The 17526-nt window shown below is 71.3% G+C and carries 15 protein-coding genes; 5 read left to right on the top strand and 10 right to left on the bottom strand.

Annotated features, from left to right (window positions below; all coding sequences use genetic code 11):
• Positions 1-433: 433 nt before the first annotated feature.
• Positions 434-2197 carry a glycoside hydrolase family 2 protein gene (locus ABFJ78_RS26455; RefSeq protein ID WP_436389127.1) on the bottom strand — a complete coding sequence of 588 codons (1764 nt, stop codon included), beginning with the start codon at positions 2195-2197 and terminating at the stop codon, positions 434-436.
• Between the two features lie 125 nt (positions 2198-2322).
• Between ABFJ78_RS26455 and ABFJ78_RS26450 the strand changes: the two genes are divergently transcribed.
• Entirely contained in the window at positions 2323-3600 is a 1278-nt protein-coding gene (locus tag ABFJ78_RS26450; protein WP_436389126.1) for a glycosyltransferase family 4 protein, read from the top strand.
• Between the two features lie 82 nt (positions 3601-3682).
• On the opposite strand, the gene ABFJ78_RS26445 is transcribed toward ABFJ78_RS26450, so the two are convergent.
• Together ABFJ78_RS26445 and ABFJ78_RS26440 are read right to left on the bottom strand one after the other, a co-directional pair.
• The gene (locus tag ABFJ78_RS26445; protein WP_436389125.1) at positions 3683-3811 is read right to left on the bottom strand and encodes a hypothetical protein; all 129 of its coding nucleotides are present in this window, start codon (positions 3809-3811) and stop codon (positions 3683-3685) included.
• A gap of 119 nt (positions 3812-3930) precedes the next feature.
• Positions 3931-4710, bottom strand: a complete 780-nt coding sequence (locus ABFJ78_RS26440) for a class I SAM-dependent methyltransferase (protein ID WP_436389124.1) — start codon at positions 4708-4710, stop codon at positions 3931-3933.
• Between the two features lie 303 nt (positions 4711-5013).
• On the opposite strand from ABFJ78_RS26440, the gene ABFJ78_RS26435 reads away from it, so the two are divergent.
• A complete protein-coding gene (locus ABFJ78_RS26435; protein WP_436389122.1) occupies positions 5014-5190 on the top strand; it encodes a hypothetical protein in 177 nt (58 codons plus the stop codon).
• On the opposite strand, the gene ABFJ78_RS26430 is transcribed toward ABFJ78_RS26435, so the two are convergent.
• Positions 5187-5645: a nuclear transport factor 2 family protein gene (locus tag ABFJ78_RS26430; RefSeq protein ID WP_436389121.1), complete on the bottom strand. Its 459-nt coding sequence runs from the start codon at positions 5643-5645 to the stop codon at positions 5187-5189. The genes ABFJ78_RS26435 and ABFJ78_RS26430 overlap by 4 nt on opposite strands.
• 81 nt (positions 5646-5726) lie before the next feature.
• Here ABFJ78_RS26430 and ABFJ78_RS26425 point away from each other — a divergent pair, with 81 nt between their 5' ends.
• A complete protein-coding gene (locus ABFJ78_RS26425; RefSeq protein WP_436389119.1) occupies positions 5727-6257 on the top strand; it encodes a TetR/AcrR family transcriptional regulator in 531 nt (176 codons plus the stop codon).
• Here ABFJ78_RS26425 and ABFJ78_RS26420 read toward each other — a convergent pair.
• Both ABFJ78_RS26420 and ABFJ78_RS26415 read right to left on the bottom strand, forming a co-directional pair.
• Complete coding sequence (locus ABFJ78_RS26420; RefSeq protein ID WP_436389118.1) at positions 6248-7114, bottom strand: hypothetical protein; 867 nt, start codon at positions 7112-7114, stop codon at positions 6248-6250. The genes ABFJ78_RS26425 and ABFJ78_RS26420 overlap by 10 nt on opposite strands.
• A gap of 10 nt (positions 7115-7124) precedes the next feature.
• Positions 7125-7616: a SigE family RNA polymerase sigma factor gene (locus ABFJ78_RS26415; RefSeq protein WP_436389116.1), complete on the bottom strand. Its 492-nt coding sequence runs from the start codon at positions 7614-7616 to the stop codon at positions 7125-7127.
• 143 nt (positions 7617-7759) lie between these two features.
• Here ABFJ78_RS26415 and ABFJ78_RS26410 point away from each other — a divergent pair, with 143 nt between their 5' ends.
• Entirely contained in the window at positions 7760-11302 is a 3543-nt protein-coding gene (locus tag ABFJ78_RS26410; protein ID WP_436389115.1) for a S8 family peptidase, read from the top strand.
• A 116-nt stretch (positions 11303-11418) separates the two neighbouring features.
• Here the strand turns inward: ABFJ78_RS26410 and aceB are convergent, their stop codons facing one another.
• Positions 11419-13026, bottom strand: a complete 1608-nt coding sequence (gene aceB / locus ABFJ78_RS26405; protein WP_436389114.1) for a malate synthase A — start codon at positions 13024-13026, stop codon at positions 11419-11421.
• Between the two features lie 93 nt (positions 13027-13119).
• Positions 13120-14400, bottom strand: a complete 1281-nt coding sequence (gene aceA, locus ABFJ78_RS26400) for an isocitrate lyase (RefSeq protein WP_400903133.1) — start codon at positions 14398-14400, stop codon at positions 13120-13122.
• 228 nt (positions 14401-14628) lie between these two features.
• Between aceA and ABFJ78_RS26395 the strand changes: the two genes are divergently transcribed.
• Entirely contained in the window at positions 14629-16053 is a 1425-nt protein-coding gene (locus tag ABFJ78_RS26395) for a short-chain fatty acyl-CoA regulator family protein (protein ID WP_436389112.1), read from the top strand.
• On the opposite strand, the gene ABFJ78_RS26390 is transcribed toward ABFJ78_RS26395, so the two are convergent.
• Together ABFJ78_RS26390 and ABFJ78_RS26385 are read right to left on the bottom strand one after the other, a co-directional pair.
• On the bottom strand, positions 16043-17032 hold the full coding sequence (locus ABFJ78_RS26390; protein WP_436389111.1) for a hypothetical protein: 990 nt from the start codon (positions 17030-17032) through the stop codon (positions 16043-16045). The genes ABFJ78_RS26395 and ABFJ78_RS26390 overlap by 11 nt on opposite strands.
• Complete coding sequence (locus ABFJ78_RS26385) at positions 17029-17520, bottom strand: SigE family RNA polymerase sigma factor (RefSeq protein ID WP_436389109.1); 492 nt, start codon at positions 17518-17520, stop codon at positions 17029-17031. Before ABFJ78_RS26385 ends, ABFJ78_RS26390 begins: the two co-directional genes overlap by 4 nt.
• Positions 17521-17526 lie beyond the last annotated feature (6 nt).

Raw genomic sequence — 17526 nt, 5'->3', positions numbered from 1 at the left:
CCCAAAGCTGACCAGACAACGAGACGAGATGGCCTGGCCAGAGCCATCGCCCAAAGCTGACCAGACAACGAGACGAGATGGCCTGGCCAGAGCCATCGCCCAAAGCTGACCAGACAACGAGACGAGATGGCCTGGCCAGAGCCATCGCCCAAAGCTGACCAGACAACGAGACGAGATGGCCTGGCCAGAGCCATCGCCCAAAGCTGACCAGACAACGAGACGAGATGGCCTGGCCAGAGCCATCGCCCAAAGCTGACCAGACAACGAGACGAGATGGCTTGGGCAGGGCTGTTGTCCAAAGCCGGCGAGACCGCAGGTCGAGCAGCAGTGCCTTCGCCGACATTCGACCACAGCGCGGCCCGCCCGAGTCCGTCGCCGAACGCCGACCAGGCCGCGCACTCGGCGCGAGCGTGGTCGGGAGTCGACTACCACCTCAGGCCGAGCCGGCGTCGATCACCGCTCGGGCGCACTTCGCGACCACCTCCGCGTCGACCTTGACCACCCGGCGGTCGTACGTCAGCAGGCCGTTGACCTCGTTCTCGACATCGGTCGTCTGGGTGTACACCGCGCCGGACAGACCTCGCTCGGCCACCACTCGCTCGAGAGCGGTGCTCACCTCCGCGTAGCGCTCGGTGAGCCGCTCGCGGGTCGGCGTCATTTCGTACGCGTTCGGCGGGCCGGGCCAGCAGTGGTTCTCCAAGACGAGACCGAGGCCGCCGTACTCGCCGTCGACGATCGCCCGGCCGTCGACCACCGTCGGCTCCCCCGGGCCCACGTACGTGTGGTCGTCGTAGACGTCGCCCGCGCCGGTGTCCGGGCGGGAGAAGCAGCAGTTGACCCCGCTGTTCGCGATCACCAGCCGGGTCGGGTCGAGGGCTTTGACCAGTTCCGCGACACGGGCCGTGTCGTACTCGCCCCAGCCCTCGTTGAACGGCACCCAGCCGACGATCGACGGGACCGCCCGCAGCTGCGTGATCATTTTGGTCAATTCCGCTTCGAACAGCTCGCGAGCTCGTGGGACGGGGTCCGGCGCGACGCCGGGTGGGCCGTCGAACGACACCGTCAGCGAGGGCATGTCCTGCCAGACGACCAGGCCCAGCGTGTCGGCCCAGTAGTACCAGCGCGCCGGCTCGACCTTGACGTGTTTGCGGACGAAGTTGAAGCCCAGCTCCTTGGTCTTCTCGAGGTCGAAGCGCAGGGCGTCGTCGGTGGGGGCGGTCGAGATGCCGTCCGGCCAGTAGCCCTGGTCGAGCGGGCCGTGCAGGAACGTCGGCCGGCCGTTGAGCGCGATCCGCGGACGGCCTTCGGAGTCCGGGAGCAGGCCGATCGTCCGGAGACCGGCGTAGCTGCCGACCTCGTCGAGGACCGCGCCATGCCGGTCGAGCAGCTGGACGCGCAGCGTGTAGAGGTGCGGGTCGTCGGGGGTCCAGAGGCGTGGTCCGGGAACGTCCACGCGCACCGACGTCCCCGCCGCGCCCGAACCACGGGCGACCTCGCCGTCCGTGGCCGAAACGACGACCACGACTGACGAGCCGCCGGTGACCTGCGGGAACACCGTCACGCCGGTGAGGTCCGGGGTAAGATCAAGTCGTTCGACACGAGACTGCGGCACCGGCTCGAGCCACACCGTCTGCCAGATTCCGGACGACGCCGTGTAGCAGATCCCGCCGGGTGCGTTGCGCTGCTTGCCGACCGGGAAGGGCTCGATGTCGGTGCGGTCCTCGGCCCGGACCGTCAGCTCCTGCGGACCGGACGCGCGCAGGACGTCGGTGATGTCGGCGCTGAACGCCGTGTAACCACCTTCGTGCGTCGCGACGAGCTGGTTGTTGACCCACACCTTCGCCGTCTGGTCGACCGCGCCGAAGTGCAGGAGGATCCGCTGGTCACGCCAGTCCGGCGGGATTTCGACCAGGCGCCGGTACCAGAGGACCTCGTCGCGCCGGCCGATTCCGGACAACGCCGACTCCGGTGGGAACGGGACCAGGATCCGCTCGCCGTAGCCGGACGGTCGTGGTTCGTCCGGCGACGACGGCCAGCCCGCGTACTCCCAGACCCCGTTGAGGTTCAGCCAGCGCGGCCGGGTCAGCTGGGGCCGCGGGTACTCGGGCAGGGCGTTGTCCGGGCCGACGTCGCCGGTCCACGGGGTGGTCAAGGGCGGGTCGAGCCGGCGCCAGCCGGTGTCCTCCGGTGCAGTCATCCCCGCCGATGGTGGCAGAGATCCGCAGGGTCGCCAGTGAGTCGGATCACATTCGCCGGCCACGCTGGCCGGTCGGCTGGCACGGGCGCCGCCGGGCCGTCCCGACTCGCGAGTAACCTCTGCCCATGCGTGTGCTGATGCTGTCCTGGGAGTACCCGCCAGTGGCCATCGGTGGCCTGGCGCGGCACGTGCACGCGCTCGCCACGCACCTGGCCGGCCAGGGTCACGAGGTCGTCGTCCTCTGCCGGCACGCGGCGGGCACCGACGCCGGGACGCACCCGCGCACCGACCGCGTCGTCGAGGGCGTGCGGATCATCCGGGTCGCCGAGGACCCGATGCACGTGACGTTCGAACGCGACCTCGTCGCCTGGACGCTGGCCATGGGGCACGCCATGATCCGCGCCGCGCACGACCTCCTGCGCGGCTGGCAGCCCGACGTCGTCCACGCGCACGACTGGCTGGTCGCGCACCCGGCCATCGCGATCGCCGAGGCCGCGCGGGTGCCGTTGGTCGGCACCATCCACGCGACCGAGGCCGGGCGGCACTCCGGCTGGCTGTCGCACCCGCTGAACCAGCAAGTTCACTCGGTCGAGTGGTGGCTGGCCAACCGGGCCGACGCGCTGATCACCTGCTCGCAGGCCATGCGCCGCGAGGTCGCGCACCTCTTCGAGGTCGAGGCCGAGGACGTCACGGTGATCCACAACGGCATCGAGGAACGCGGCTGGCAGGTGCCGGCGGACGAGATCGCGCGCGCCCGCGAGGTCTACAGCCCGGCCGGTGCGCCGCTGTTGCTCTACTTCGGACGACTCGAGTGGGAGAAGGGCGTGCAGGACCTGCTCGCCGCGCTCCCCCGCATCCGGCGCCGTCACCCCGGGACTCGGGTGGTCGTCGCCGGAAAGGGACGACACTTCGACGAGCTGGTCGAGCAGTCGCGGAAGCTGCGGGTGCGGCGGGCCGTCGACTTCGTCGGGCACCTGTCCGACCGCGACCTGCGCGCGGCGCTCGCGGCGGCCGACGCGGTCGTGCTGCCCAGCCGGTACGAGCCGTTCGGCATCGTCGCCCTGGAGGCCGCGGCCGCGAAGGCGCCGCTGGTGGCGTCGACGGCGGGCGGGCTCGGCGAGGTCGTCGTGCACGGCGAGACCGGGCTCGCGTTCAGCCCCGGCGATGTCGCGGAACTGGCCAACGCGGTGACGGCGGTGCTCGGTGACGCCGACGCGGCGGCCGAGCGGGCGCAAGCCGCGCAGTCCCGGCTGGCCGCGGACTTCGACTGGGGCCGGATCGCCGAGGCGACCGTCGCGGTCTACCGGCGGGCCAAGCCGGGCGAGCCGGTGGAGCTGCCGCGGCCGAAGATCGCGACCGGGAACGCCTTCGAGCCCGTCGCCGCCGGGGTGCCGGAGCTGTAGGCGGTGGGTCGCCGGCGCGACCACGGGGGCGGTCGGCGTGGTCGATCGGCGACGAAGGCCCGAACTGTAGGTAGCGGCCCGCTCAGAAGTGGCAAGGGCGGACGCAGTCGGGGCGGGCCTCGGTGGGCGCGGCCGTCGTGATCACGGCACCGAACGAAAACGACAACGCGACGAAAACGACGGCGACGACAGCTCTCAACCTGCTGGTCATGGGGACTCCTCGGGATCGCCGGCGCAAGGACGCGCCTGGCAGCGAGCATCCGCGCCGGTTCCCGGGGAAACAATAAGCGGAACAGTACGGGCCGATACGCATTCGCCTTGCGTGATCGGTCAGCGGGTTCCCGTCAAGACGCGGACCCGGACCTGCTCACGCAGTGGTCCGAACGGCGACAACGCTTCCCGGACACGCTCGGTGAACGCCGGCCGCTCGTCGACGGCGGGCAGCTGGGACGGGCTCATCGCCGAGAAAACGCCACCGACGATCTCCTCGATGCTCAACACCGCGTCGTACGAGATGACCTGGGAATCGACCACGTACCCCGCAGCTGAGAGGGCATCCGCGTAGCGCGCCTGGCTCGCCGAGTCCGTGCCGCAAGTCCGGTGCAGGGGTGTCCCCAAAAACGACGACAGCACCTCTCGCAGCGCCGACGACCACGCCGTGTCCTGCAGCCACAGCGGCTCGCCGTTCGTCACCACCGCGACGCCGCCGCCCGGGCGCAGCAACGTCCGCGCCGTCGTGAACAGCCGCTCGTGGTCCATCCAGTGCAACGCCTGCGCCACCGTCAGCGCGGCCAGCCGGCCCGGGCCGACGACCGGCGTCAACGCCGCGACGTCGGCGTCCGCGCCCAGGAGCCAGGTCGCGTTCGGCGACGACGTCGCCGCGCGGGCCTGGGCGAGCATCGCCGGTTCCGGGTCCATGCCGAGCACCGCGCTCACCCGGGGCGCCAGGACCCGGGTGAGCTGGCCGGTGCCGCAGCCGAGGTCGAGCACGACGTCTTCGCGGGTCAACGCGAACGACGTCGTCAGCGCGTCCGCCACCGCGGGTGGGTAGCCGCGGCGGAACCGCTGGTAGTACTTGCTCACTTCGCCGCCGAACGCCGGTTCCGTCATGACCCCGAGCCTGCCCAAGGAGACCGCCGGCCGGTCGTCGTTCCGCTCAGGGCGGACTCGAGCGTCACAGTCGGATCTCGACCGGCAACCCCCTGCCTGCTCGCGCTCACGCCGGCGGCCGCCGCGCAGACCACGTCACCACCACTGCCCACCTGGCTCAAGCTGTCCGTCTACAACGGACATCCCGGCGAAAAGGTCTCACTCACCGTCGCCTGCGATGGTGAGGCCGGCCCGGTCACGACCAAGGCGCTGCGCATCACGGCACCCCCGGCCCCCAACGCCGAAGGACACCAGTCGTGGGCGTTGTTCGCCGAAAGCGTCGTCGCGGCCGTCGCGCCCGGCACCTATCCGGTTTCCTTCCGCTGCGCGGGAAAGCCCGTCACCGTGCGCTTCACGGTCCTGGCGGCGAAGTCCCGGCCCGGCCAGGTGAAGGTCGTCCCGCACGGTGCGCCCCGGACCGGGGACGGCTCGGCCGCCTAGAAGACCGGCAGCAGGACGCCGTGCTCGGACTCCGGGCGCGGGCCGAAGATCCGGCGGTCCGACGCCTCGATCGGCACGTCGTTGATGCTCGCCTCGCGCCGCCGCATCAGGCCTTCGTCGCTGAACTCCCACAGCTCGTTGCCGTAGCTGCGGAACCACTGGCCCTCGGCCGTGCGGGACTCGTACTGGAACCGGACGCCGATGCGGTTGCCGCGGAAGCCCCACAGCTCCTTGCGCAACGCGTAGTCCAGCTCGCGCTCCCACTTCGCCGTCAGGAACCTGACGATCTCGGCGCGTCCGACGACGTGCTGGTCGCGGTTGCGCCACACCGAGTCCTCCGTGTACGCGAGCGAGACCCGCTCCGGGTCGCGGGTGTTCCACGCGTCCTCGGCGGCCTGGACCTTCTGACGGGCGGTGTCCTCGTCGAACGGCGGGAACGGCGGACGCGGGCTCATGGGTGCTCCTTCGAGAAGTGGAGAACGTACGTTCTCCGGTAGTCTAGAGAACGCTCATTCTCCACGCCAGAGGCAGGTGCCATGACCCCCACGGAGGCGACCGACCGGTTGCTCGAGGCCGCCGAGGAGCTCTTCTACGCCCACGGCGTCCAGGCGGTCGGGATGGACGCCGTCCGCGCGCGCTCGGGCGTCTCGCTCAAACGGCTCTACCAGACCTTCCCGGCGAAGAACGACCTGGTCGAGGCCTACCTCCGCCGCCGCGACGAGCGGTGGCGGGCGTCGTTGCGCGAATTCGTCCACGCCCGCGGCGACGACCCGCTCGCCGTGTTCGACTGGCTGCGGACCTGGTTTACCGAGCCCGGCTTCCGCGGCTGCGCGTTCATCAACTCCTTCGGCGAGTTCGGCGAGCCGGCGCCGGGTGTCGCGGCGGCGATCCGCGAACACAAGGACCACGTCCGGACCTATCTGCGTCGTCTCGTTTCCGACGAAACCCTCGCCGACCAGCTGTTCTCACTCGTCGAAGGCGCGACCGTGCTCGCCGCGATCACCGGCAACCCGGGCGAAGCGAGCACAGCCCGCGAAGCCGCGAAGGTCCTCCTGGCTCAGGGGTAGAGCGTCAGCCCGGGGTCGAGCGCGATGTCGGTCAGCTGGGCGAGACTCAGCGGCGGCGACGGCATGTCCGGCCCGTCCGGGTGAGGCTGCTTGGCGTCGTCGGCGACGTTCTGCGCCTCCACCATGACGCCCGTGCCGTCGGGCCTGGTGACGTTCGTCCGGTTGGCTGTCCCGTATCCCGGAGAGCTGAGTGTTTCCTCGACGATCGTCTCACCGTGTGGCCCGGCCTTCCGCTCGCACGATTGCTGCGTGTCCTCGGGCGGCGGGCCGCACTCGGTGGCCGGTGTGGCGTTGCCGCCGAGCCGGGTGACGATCGCCCAGACGTTGCCCTTGCGCGAGCCGTCGGCCGTCGTCGCCGCGGCCATGAAGTAGTCCTCGCCGCCGCTGCACGAGCTCTCGTGCCGCACCTGCGCGGAAAACACGTGGTAGAAGGCCAGCGGCCCGTGCTGCTTCCCCTTCGGGTACTCGCCCTGGGCGTGCGGCTGCAGCTTCGTCCCGGCCGCGACCCGCTGCTGGACGGCGGCGATCAGCACCCCGGTGAGCCGGTTCGCCGCGACGTCCGCCTTCTCCGGGATCGGCGCGCCGGTCTGCGGCGGGTAGGGACTGACGGCGCACGGATCCGGTGACGCCGGCGCCGAAGGCGTGTCGGCCGGCACCAGAGCCGTGACCGGGTCACCGGGCGCGAACACGAAAGCCGCGCCGACGACCACCGCCGCCACGCCCGCCCCCGCGGCCGTCCACGGGACCGCCACCCGGCGCACCCGCGCGCGACGGCGTTCGCGGTCCAGCACCGCTTCGACGTCCACAGTGGACACCGGCACGACACCGATCGCCGCGTCGAACTGTTCCTTGCTCACAGGCCCTCCTTCAGCTCAGGCTCGCGGCGACGAGCGCGCGCAGCGAGTCGAGCCCGCGCGCGGTCTGGCTCTTGACGGTTCCGGGCGAACATTCGAGGATCTCGGCCGTCTCCTCGACCGACAGGTCGCAGTAGTAGCGCAGCACCACCGCGGCCCGGCGCCGCGGCGGCAGCGCGTCGAGCAGTTCGAGCAGGCCGAGCCGTTCGACGACGTCGTCGCCGGGCAGCACGGCCGGCTCCGGCAGCGTCTCCGCCGGCTCCTCGCGCCGCCACGCCCGGGCCTTCTCGTCGAGCCACGTCCGCACCAGGATCCGCCGCACGTACGCGTCCACGTGCGCCATCCGCCGCGCCCGCGGCCAGTGCCGGTACAGCTTGCCGATCGTGATCGACACCAGGTCGTCGGCGAGGTGCCAGTCCCGGCACAGCAGGAACCCCGTCCGCCGCAGGACGTCCATCCGCGCCGTCACGTAGTCGCGGAACCCCGCCTCTTCCGACCGTTTCACGCGTTCCTCCTCGTCGCCCCCACACCCTCTCCAACGGGACCGGCGGGCACCGGGGTTGCTCGGAGATCGGAAATCGGGCAACCCGCGGGCACGCGGTGGCCGTTCCTCCAGCCGAGGGACCCACGACAGTGAGGAAACATCCCATGAAACGACCTTTCGCCGCGATCCTCGCGGCGACCTCGGCCGCGGCCGTGTTCACTGCGCCGGCCGCCGTGGCCGCCGGCGCACCACCCGTGACACCGAGCCGGATCACGCTCGTCACCGGCGACCAGGTGCTCGTCAGCGGCACGGACGTGCGGGTGCTGCCCGCCCGCCGGGACCGGCCGGTGCCGTTCCAGCAGTACACGCGCCGCGGCGACGCGTACGTCCTGCCCGGCGACGCCGCCGGGCTGGTCCGGTCCGGGCGGCTCGACGAGCAGCTGTTCAACGTCACCGGCCTGCTGCGCCAGGGCTACGACGACGCCCGCGCGCCGCACGTGCCGCTGCTGGTCCGCCAGGCGGGACCGGCGATCGCCGCGCGGACCGGCGTGGCTGCCCGGCCGGCCGCGCTCGGCTACACCGCGCTCGACGAGCCGAAGCCGGGCGCCGCGGCGTTCTGGAACCGGCTCGTCGCGGAACCCGCGACGCTCGCGGCAGGCACCGCGAAGGTGTGGCTGAACGCGAAGATGCGCGCCAGCCTCGACCAGAGCGTGCCGCAGATCGGCGCGCCCGCGGCATGGCAAGCGGGTCTGACCGGCCGCGGCGTCGAAGTCGCGGTGCTCGACACGGGGATCGACGCCGGTCACCCGGACCTGGCCGGGCACGTGGCGCTGAGCAAGGACTTCACCGGCAAAGGCAGCGTCGAGGACGGCGCCGGGCACGGCACGCACGTCGCGTCGACGATCGCCGGCTCCGGCGCGAAGTACCGGGGCGTCGCACCCGACGCGACACTCGCCGTCGGCAAGGTCCTCGACGACTCCGGCCACGGAACCTTCGACCAGATCCTCGCCGGCATGCAGTGGGCGGTGACCGAAGCGCACGCCCGTGTCGTGAACATGAGCCTCGGCGGCGGGCCGTCCGACGGGACCGATCCGGTGTCCGAAGCCGTGAACACCTTGTCGCGCCAGTACGGCACGCTCTTCGTCGTCGCCGCGGGCAACTTCGGGCAGGACGAGTCCGTCGCGACGCCGGCGGCGGCCGACGCCGCGCTCGCCGTGGCCGCGGTGTCCAAAAAGGACGTCCGCAGCCCGTTCTCCAGCCGGGGCCCGCGGGTCGGCGACGGCGCCGCCAAGCCGGACGTCGCGGCCCCGGGCGAGTCGATCACCGCGGCGTGGCCCGGCGGTGGCTACCAGAGGCTGGACGGCACGTCGATGGCGTCGCCGCACGTGGCGGGCTCGGCCGCGATCCTCGCCCAGCAGCACCCCGACTGGACCGCCGACCGGCTGAAGGCGGCCCTCACCAGCACCGCCACCCCCGTCGACGCCGGCCCGGCCGCGGTCGGCACCGGCCGCGTCGACGTCGCCCGCGCGACGACCGCGACGGTCACCGCCACCGGCAGCGCCTCGGTATTCCTCCCATGGCCCCATCATGGGATGACTGGCAAAACGGCCGTGACCTGGTACAACTCCGGCGCGACGCCGATGACGCTGACGCTCGAGTCGTCCGTCGCAGGCCTGACCTTCCCGGCGACCGTGACCGTGCCCGCGGGCGGCGGCACCGCCGTCGAACTGACCTTTCCCGCGCGGGACGGGCACCCGGGCACCTTCTCCGGCATCCTCACCGCACGCGGCGACGGCGTCAGCACCAGGACGGCGTTGTCCCTCAGGCAGGAGGACGAGACGTACGACCTGACCGTCGGGCTCGTGAACCGCGACGGGAAGCCGTGGACGCCGACGGGCTACCCGCCGGTGACGATCGTCGACCTGGACACCGGCACCCTCACCCAAGGCGAACCGGGCACCTTCCGGCTGCCGCGCGGCCGCTACGTCGTGAACAGCGTCATCGAAACGCCGCGGCCGGGCCAGGAACCGTCCTACAGCTTCCTCACCCATCCCGAACTGGTCCTCGACCACGCCGTCACGCGGACTTTCGACGCCCGCGACGCCAAGCCCGTGTCGCTCGAGCCGGACAACCCGGCCGCGCGCGGCGGCACCCACAGCGTCGAACGGCTGAGCCGGATCACGGCCTGCGCGTGCGTCTTCTCCAACGGGTTCGACCTCGACCCGCGCTTCCACGAGGCCTTCGCCGCGACGGTCCCGGGCACTTCGTCGACGACCTTCGCCTTCAGCCAGACGCGCCGGGCCACCCAGCCCGACCTGGAGCTGACCGCCGACGACGGGCAGCCGTTCGCCGTCCGGGGCAGCTGGCTGGAGTCGGCCGCCCCGGCCGGGACCAGCACGCTCCCGGTCGTGTCCGGCGGCGCCGGTACGCCCGAAGACCTCGCGAAGATCGACGCGCACGGCAAGCTCGTGGTCGTCCGGTTCCCGGTGGGCATCGCGGTCGACGAGGCCTACCGGCGGCTGGCGGACGTCGAAAAGGCCGGGGCGAAGCTCGGCATGGTCGACCTGTCCGGCGACGCGGCCGCGACCACGGTCCTCGGCGGCGGACTGCCGGCGCTGACCCTGCCGGTGATCTGGAGCGGCCAGAGCGTCACCGCGCAACGGTTCACGGAGCTGGCGAAGAAGGGCGGCGCAACGGCGACGGTCGTCAGCCGTCCGTCACCGGAGTTCCGCTACGAACTCGCCGACGGCGTCGAGGGAAAGCTGAGCGTTCCCCGCCTGCAGCGGCCGAAGACCCGCGACCTCGCCGAGGTGCGCACGGCCTACCACGACGGCGCGCCCGGCGAGGTCCGGTACGTCGCCGGGTACGGGTTCTTCGGCCGGATGGTCGGGTACGGCTACACCGAACCCGTTGCCGCGCAACAGGAACGCGTCGAGTACTACACCCCCGGCAAGTGGGACGCGGTGTGGACGTCCGGGCTGCGCGGCGAACTGAGCGAAGACCTCGACGTCAAAGCGGGCCGGAAGTACCGGCTGGCCTGGAACAAGGCGGTCGCCGGGCCGTCGCTGCGCGGGCTGACCGTGACGCACTCGGGTGAGCAGCCGCGGCCGTGGGCGTGGCGCAAGGACGGCGTCTTCGACGTGTGGCTGCCGATGTTCGGCGACGCCGCCGGGCATCCGCGCACACCCGATTTCGGGGAGCTGGGCTCCGTGACGCTTGCGAAGGACGGCGTCGCGATCCCCGTCGAACCGTCGGGTGCGCCGACGCAGGCGAGGATCCCGGTGCCGGACGCCGACGGCGCGTACCGGCTGACCGCGGACGTCCACCGGCACGCCGACTGGTGGCCACTGTGGACGGACATCTCGGCGGAGTGGACGTTCCGCTCGTCGGCCGCCGCGGACGGCAAAGCGTTGCCGCTGCTCACCGTCCGGTTCGATCCCGCGGTCGACGTCCGCAACCGCGCGCCGGGCAACCGCGTCTTTACGTTCCCGGCAGTCGTGGAGCGAAGTGGGCGCACGTTGTCCGTCGAAACGTCCACGGACGACGGACGCACCTGGCACCCCGCGCCGGCGCTGAAGACCGGCGGCCACTGGACCGTCGTGGTCCGCAACCCGGCGAGCGGGTTCGTCTCGCTGCGGGCAAGCGCGGCCGACGACGACGGGAACACCGTGCGGCAGACGGTGATCCGCGCCTACGCGGTGGGCTGAACGTGAACCGACCCGGCGACGGGGAGCCACCGTCGCCGGGTCGGTCCGGACCCACACCATCCCAACAGTGTGGAATCCGCCCGCCCCTCGTCAGGTAGGGGCGGGCGGGGCCCCTGCTACCGGGCGTCCGTGAGGTACCGCGCGTAGGCACCCGTGGTGAGGAAGCTCGGCAGCTTCTCGCCCAGCGCGGTTTCGGTGAAGATCTCGTACGCGTCGTCGAGGCGGTTCTCCGAACCGAGTTCGGCGCGCACCGAGGCCAGTTCGTCGTCCAGGAACTCGACCGCCAGCTCGCGGGTCAGCGCGGTGCCGTCCTCGAGCTTCGTGCCGTTGCGGATCCACTGCCAGACCTGGCAGCGCGCGATTTCCGCGGTGGCCGCGTCCTCCATCAGGTTGTGGATCGCCGCGGCGCCGGTGCCGCGCAGCCACGCGTCGACGTACCGCAGCGCGACGTTGATGTTCGCGCGCACGCCCGCTTCGGTGACCTCGCCGCCGGCGCTCGCCACGTCCAGCAGGTCCTCGGCGGTGACGTGGACGTCTTCGCGCAGCTTGCCGAGCTGGTTGGGCCAGCCGCCGAGCACGCCGTCGAAGACCTCGCGGCAGATCGGGACCAGGCCCGGGTGCGCGACCCAGGAGCCGTCGAACCCGTCGCCGGCCTCGCGTTCCTTGTCGGCGCGGACCTTCTCGACGGCGGTCGCGTTGACCTCGGGGTCCTTGCTCGGGATGAACGCGGCCATACCGCCGATGGCGTGCGCGCCGCGCTGGTGGCAGGTGCTCACCAGCAGTTCGGTGTAGGCCCGCATGAACGGCACGGTCATGGTGACCTGCGCACGGTCCGGCAGCACGAAGTCGGCGCCGTGCGCGGCGAAATTCTTGATGAGGCTGAAGATGTAGTCCCAGCGGCCGGCGTTCAGGCCCGCCGCGTGCTCGCGCAGCTCGTAGAGGATCTCGTCCATCTCGAACGCGGCGGTGATCGTCTCGATCAACACCGTCGCGCGGATCGTGCCGCGCGGGACGCCGAGTTCGCGCTGCGCCATCAGGAAGACGTCGTTCCACAGCCGCGCTTCGAGGTGGTTCTCCAGCTTCGGCAGGTAGAAGTACGGGCCGACGCCGCGGGCCAGCAGCTGGCGCGCGTTGTGGAAGAAGTACAGGCCGAAGTCGACCAGGCTCGCCGAGACCGGACGGCCGTCGATGCGGATGTGCTTCTCCACCAGGTGCCAGCCGCGGGGACGCGCGACGATCGTCGCGGGCTCGTCGCCGATCGTGTAGCGCTTGCCGGCCTCGGTGGTGAAGTCGATGTTGCGGCGGATGGCGTCGTAGAGGTTGAGCTGGCCGTCGATGACGTTGTGCCACGTCGGCGACGTCGCGTCTTCGAAGTCCGCCAGCCACACCTTGGCGCCGGAGTTCAGCGCGTTGACCGTCATCTTGCGGTCGGTCGGGCCGGTGATCTCGACGCGGCGGTCCTCCAGACCCGGCGCGGTCGGGGCGACCTGCCAGGACTTGTCGTCGCGGATCCGGCGGGTCTCCGGCAGGAAGCCCAGCGGCTTCTCCCCGGACTGCAGTTCCTCGCGCCGCGTGCGGCGGGCGTCGAGCAGCTCGCGCCGGCGGCCGGCGAACGTGTTGTCCAGCTTGGCCAGGAAGTCGAGTGCCGCCGGGGTCAGGATCTCCGCGAACCGGCCCTCGACCGGCCCGGTGACCTCGATGCGGTAGTTCAGCCGATCAACCATGGGGTGCCTCCACGAGCTGTGCAGGGAAGGAAAGAAGGGGAGGGACGCGGCCTGACGACGGGAGGGGGTGCCGCCGTCAGGCCGCGGCCGGGATCAGTGGAACTGGGCCTCTTCGGTGGAGCCCTTGAGCGCGGTGGTCGAGCTCTCCGGGTTCAGCGCCGTCGCGACGTTGTCGAAGTAGCCGGTGCCGACCTCGCGCTGGTGCTTGGTGGCGGTGTAGCCGCGGCTCTCCGAAGCGAACTCGCGCTCCTGCAGGTCGACGTAGGCGGTCATGCCTTCGCGGGCGTAGCCGTGCGCCAGGTCGAACATCGAGTAGTTCAGCGCGTGGAAGCCGGCCAGCGTGATGAACTGGAACTTGTAGCCCATGTGGCCGAGCTCGCGCTGGAACTTCGCGATCGTCGCGTCGTCCAGGTGCTTCTTCCAGTTGAACGACGGCGAGCAGTTGTACGCCAGCATCTGGTCCGGGAACTTCGCCTTGATCGCCTCGGCGTACTTGCGCGCCACCTCGAGGTCGGGCTCCGAGGTCTCCATCCAGAGCAGGTCGGCGTACTGGGCGTAGGCCAGGCCGCGCTCGATGCAGGGCTCGATGCCGTTGCGGACCTCGTAGAAGCCCTCGGCGGTGCGGCCGCCGGTCAGGAACTGCTGGTCGCGCTCGTCGACGTCGCTGGTCAGCAGCGTCGCGGCCTGCGCGTCGGTGCGTGCGACGACCAGGGTCGGCACGTTCAGCACGTCGGAGGCGAGCCGCGCGGCGTTCAGCGTGCGCTCGTGCTGCTTGGTCGGGATGAGGACCTTGCCGCCGAGGTGGCCGCACTTCTTCTCGGACGCGAGCTGGTCTTCCCAGTGCACGCCCGCGGCGCCGGCCGCGATCATGCCCTTCATCAGCTCGAACGCGTTGAGCGGGCCACCGAAGCCGGCCTCGGCGTCGGCGACGATCGGGGCGAACCAGTCGATGTCGGTGTTGCCCTCGGCCCAGTTGATCTGGTCGGCGCGGCCCAGCGCGTTGTTGATGCGGCGGACCACGGCCGGCACCGAGTTGGCCGGGTAGAGGCTCTGGTCCGGGTAGGTCTGGCCGGACAGGTTGGCGTCGGCCGCGACCTGCCAGCCGGACAGGTAGATGGCCTGCAGGCCCGCGCGGACCTGCTGCACGGCCTGGTTACCGGTCAGCGCACCCAGCGCGTGGATGTAGTCCTCGGTGTGCAGGAGGTTCCACAGCTTCTCCGCGCCGCGGCGGGCCAGGGTGTGCTCCTCGACGACGCTGCCGCGCAGCTTGATCACGTCTTCGGCCGAGTAGGAGCGCTGCACGCCCGCCCAGCGCGGGTCGTTCGCCCACTGCGCCGCCAGCTCCGCGGCCGCCTGCTTGGCCTGTTCCGTCATCGGTTCTCCCGGTGTTGCGAAGTTTGCGATTGCTCGCCTTGCCTGATCTGACCCTCGCATGGCAGGGAAAATCCGGTCCAGCTGTCCAAGTTGCCAATTTGTGCGAAGGGTCCGTAGGCTCCTTGCAAAGGTTGCGAATCGGTCGATTCGCAACTGCTCGAAAATTCGCGTTCTTGACCGTTCACGTAACCGTTCAGGACCGGAAACCTTCCGGAGAAGAGGGCTCGAATGGAGAAGACTTTCGCCGGAGCGCGGTTGCGGCACCTGCGCGAAAGCCGGGCGATGAGCCAGGCCGACCTCGCTCGTGTGCTGGAGATCTCACCCAGCTACCTCAACCAGATCGAGCACAACTCGCGCCCGCTGACCGTCCCGGTGCTGCTGCGGATCACGCAGGCGTTCGGCGTCGACACCGAGTTCTTCGCGAACAACGACACGTCCCGGCTGGTCGCCGACGTCAAGGAAGCCCTGCTCGACGAGGCCCTCGGCGTCGACGTCACCACCAGCGAGCTGAACGAGCTGGCGACGAACCTGCCGGCGATCGCGCAGGCGCTGGTCAAGCTGCACCGCAGCTACCGCAATGCCGTCGAGAGCACGGCCGCGCTGACCACGGAAAACGGCCTGGGCCTGCACGGGAGCGCGGCGGCGCCGTTGCCGCACGAGGAGGTCCGCGACTTCTTCTACGAGCGCGAGAACTACGTCGCCGAGCTCGACGAGCGCGCCGAGAAGATGGCCGCCGACATCCCGCTGCAGCGCGGCCAGGTGCTCGGCGCGCTCAAGGAACGCCTCTGGCAGCGCTACGGCGTCGAGGTGACCAGCGACGGGATCGACGAATCCGCAGGTCAGCAGCACCGCTACGAGCCGGTGACGCGCGTGCTGCGGCTGGCGCCCAGCCTGCGGGTCGGGCAGCAGGCGTTTCGCATGGCTTCGCAGATCGCGTTGCTCGAGTACGACGACCTGATCACCGAGCTGGCCGACTCGTGGGCGTTCTCCGGCCCGGCCGCGCGCTCGCTGGCCCGCGTCGGCCTGGCGAACTACTTCGCGGGGGCGCTGATCCTCCCCTACGGACCGTTCCTGGCCACCGCCGAGCGGTTCCGGTACGACATCGAGCGGCTGTGCGACCACTACGGCGTCGGCTTCGAGACCGTGTGCCACCGGCTGTCGACGTTGCAACGCCCGAAGCAGCGCGGGGTGCCGTTCTCGTTCGTGCGGGTGGACCGGGCGGGGAACATGTCGAAGCGCCAGTCCGCGGCCGGCTTCCACTTCTCCCGGGTCGGCGGCGCCTGTCCGCTGTGGAACATCTACGAGGCGTTCACCCAGCCGGGGAAGATCCTGACGCAGATCGCGACGCTGCCGGACGGCAAGAGCTACTTCTGGATCGCGCGCACGGTGTCGCGCAACATCGGCGGGTACGGCAGCCCGGGCAAGACGTTCACCGTCGGCCTGGGCTGCGAACTCCGCCACGCCGGCCGGCTCGTCTACTCGACCGGCCTCGACCTGGACGAGCCGGCCGCCGCGACGCCCATCGGGATGGGCTGCAAAGTCTGCGAACGGCCGGCCTGCTCCCAGCGCGCCTTCCCGACGATCGGCAAGCAGCTCACCGTCGACGAGAACACCAGCACCTTCGTCCCCTACCCGGCGGTGCCTAAGGGCTGACCACGTGCGTCGTCCACTTCGACTCGTCCGGGCCGAGCAGCGTGATCCGGCTCAGCAGCTCCTTCGCCGTGATGCCGGCGGCCTTTTCCTTGTCGATCCCGACACAGGCTTCGAGTCCGTTCTTCTTCACGCACTGCGGCACGCCGAGGCCGTCCTTTCTGCTCGCGCCGGGCGGGGCGACGTTGATCGTCACCAGCGCCCCGTTCGCCGAGTACTGCAGCACCAGCTTCCAGGGGACGTTGTCCTGGTCCGGCCGGCGCGACGTGTAGGCGTCGGACAGGTGGAACGACGGCGGCAGGCTCGTGATGCGCAGCGGCAGCGGCACCCCCCGGGTCGCGAACGTCGCCCCTTCGGCCACCCGCACCAGCACCTGCTGTAAGTCGGGCCGGGCGAGGTAGTACGTGTGCAGCTGGGCCCAGCGCCCGTCCGGGGTCGGCCAGCGCAGGTAGCTGTCGCCGTGGTTGAGGGGGTCGTTCGAGTCCGCCGTCACCCAGTGGCCGTCGCGGTCGCCGACCTTCTGCGGGACCTGGTGCGGCGTGCCGCTCAAGTTGCGCGGCGCGGGCGGTTCGCGGTCGTAGACCGACAGCCAGATCATCGGGGCCAGGTCACCGCGGCCGATGGCCAGGACCGTGTCGCCGTGTCCGCCGGCGGCGTACTCGATGCCGGTGATCTCCTCCGGCAGCCAGCCGAAACTCGCCTTCGCGACCAGCGGATTGTCGGTGGGCGCCGGCGCGGCGGGTGCGGGCACGGGCGTGGGCAGGACGGCGGGCGGCGCGGGCGGTGGCGTGGGCCGGAACACCGACACGGCCGTCAGGCCCGCCGCCGTCACCACCGCGGCGCAGCCGACGACCAGCGCCGTGGTCCGCGCGCGACGACGACGTCCCCCCAGCCGGCGGGCCCGGTCGAGGTCGATCCGGGGCGGCGGCGCGGGCGTGTCGGCGAGTTCCTTCAGCTGGGTGGCCAGCTCGTGGTCGGTCATGCTCGTCCCTCCCGGATGGGGTCGGCCAGCAGCTCGCGCAGCGTTTCCACGGCCTTCGCGGTCTGGCTCTTGACGGTGCCTTCGGAACAGCCGAGCGCTCGTGCGGTGTCCGCGACCGGCAGGTCGCCGAAGTAGCGGAGGACGACGGTCGCGCGCTGGCGGGCGGGCAGCCGGTCCAGCGCGGCCCGCAGGTCGAGCGCCGCTTCGACGTCCGAACCGGGCGCCGGCCGCTCGTGGTCGGCGCCCCGCAGGTCGACGCGGCGCCACCACGACGTCCGCTGCTCGGCGAGGAACGCGTTGACCAGCGTCCGGCGCGCGTAGCCGTCGAGGTTGTCCGCCCGGGCGGCCCGCGGCCAGTTCGCGTAGAGCCGGGTGATCGCCGTCTGGACCAGGTCGTCGGCCCGGTGCCAGTCGCCGCAGAGCAGGTACGCGACCTTGCGGAGCCAGCCGGCCCGTGTCGTCACGTAGTCGGTGAAGCCCGCCTCCATGGAACC

The sequence above is a fragment of the Amycolatopsis sp. MEPSY49 genome, assembly GCF_051337345.1.
Lineage (GTDB): Bacteria > Actinomycetota > Actinomycetes > Mycobacteriales > Pseudonocardiaceae > Amycolatopsis.
The sequence above is the reverse complement of the archived record's forward strand: the minus strand, read 5'-3'. Positions and strand labels throughout refer to the sequence as shown.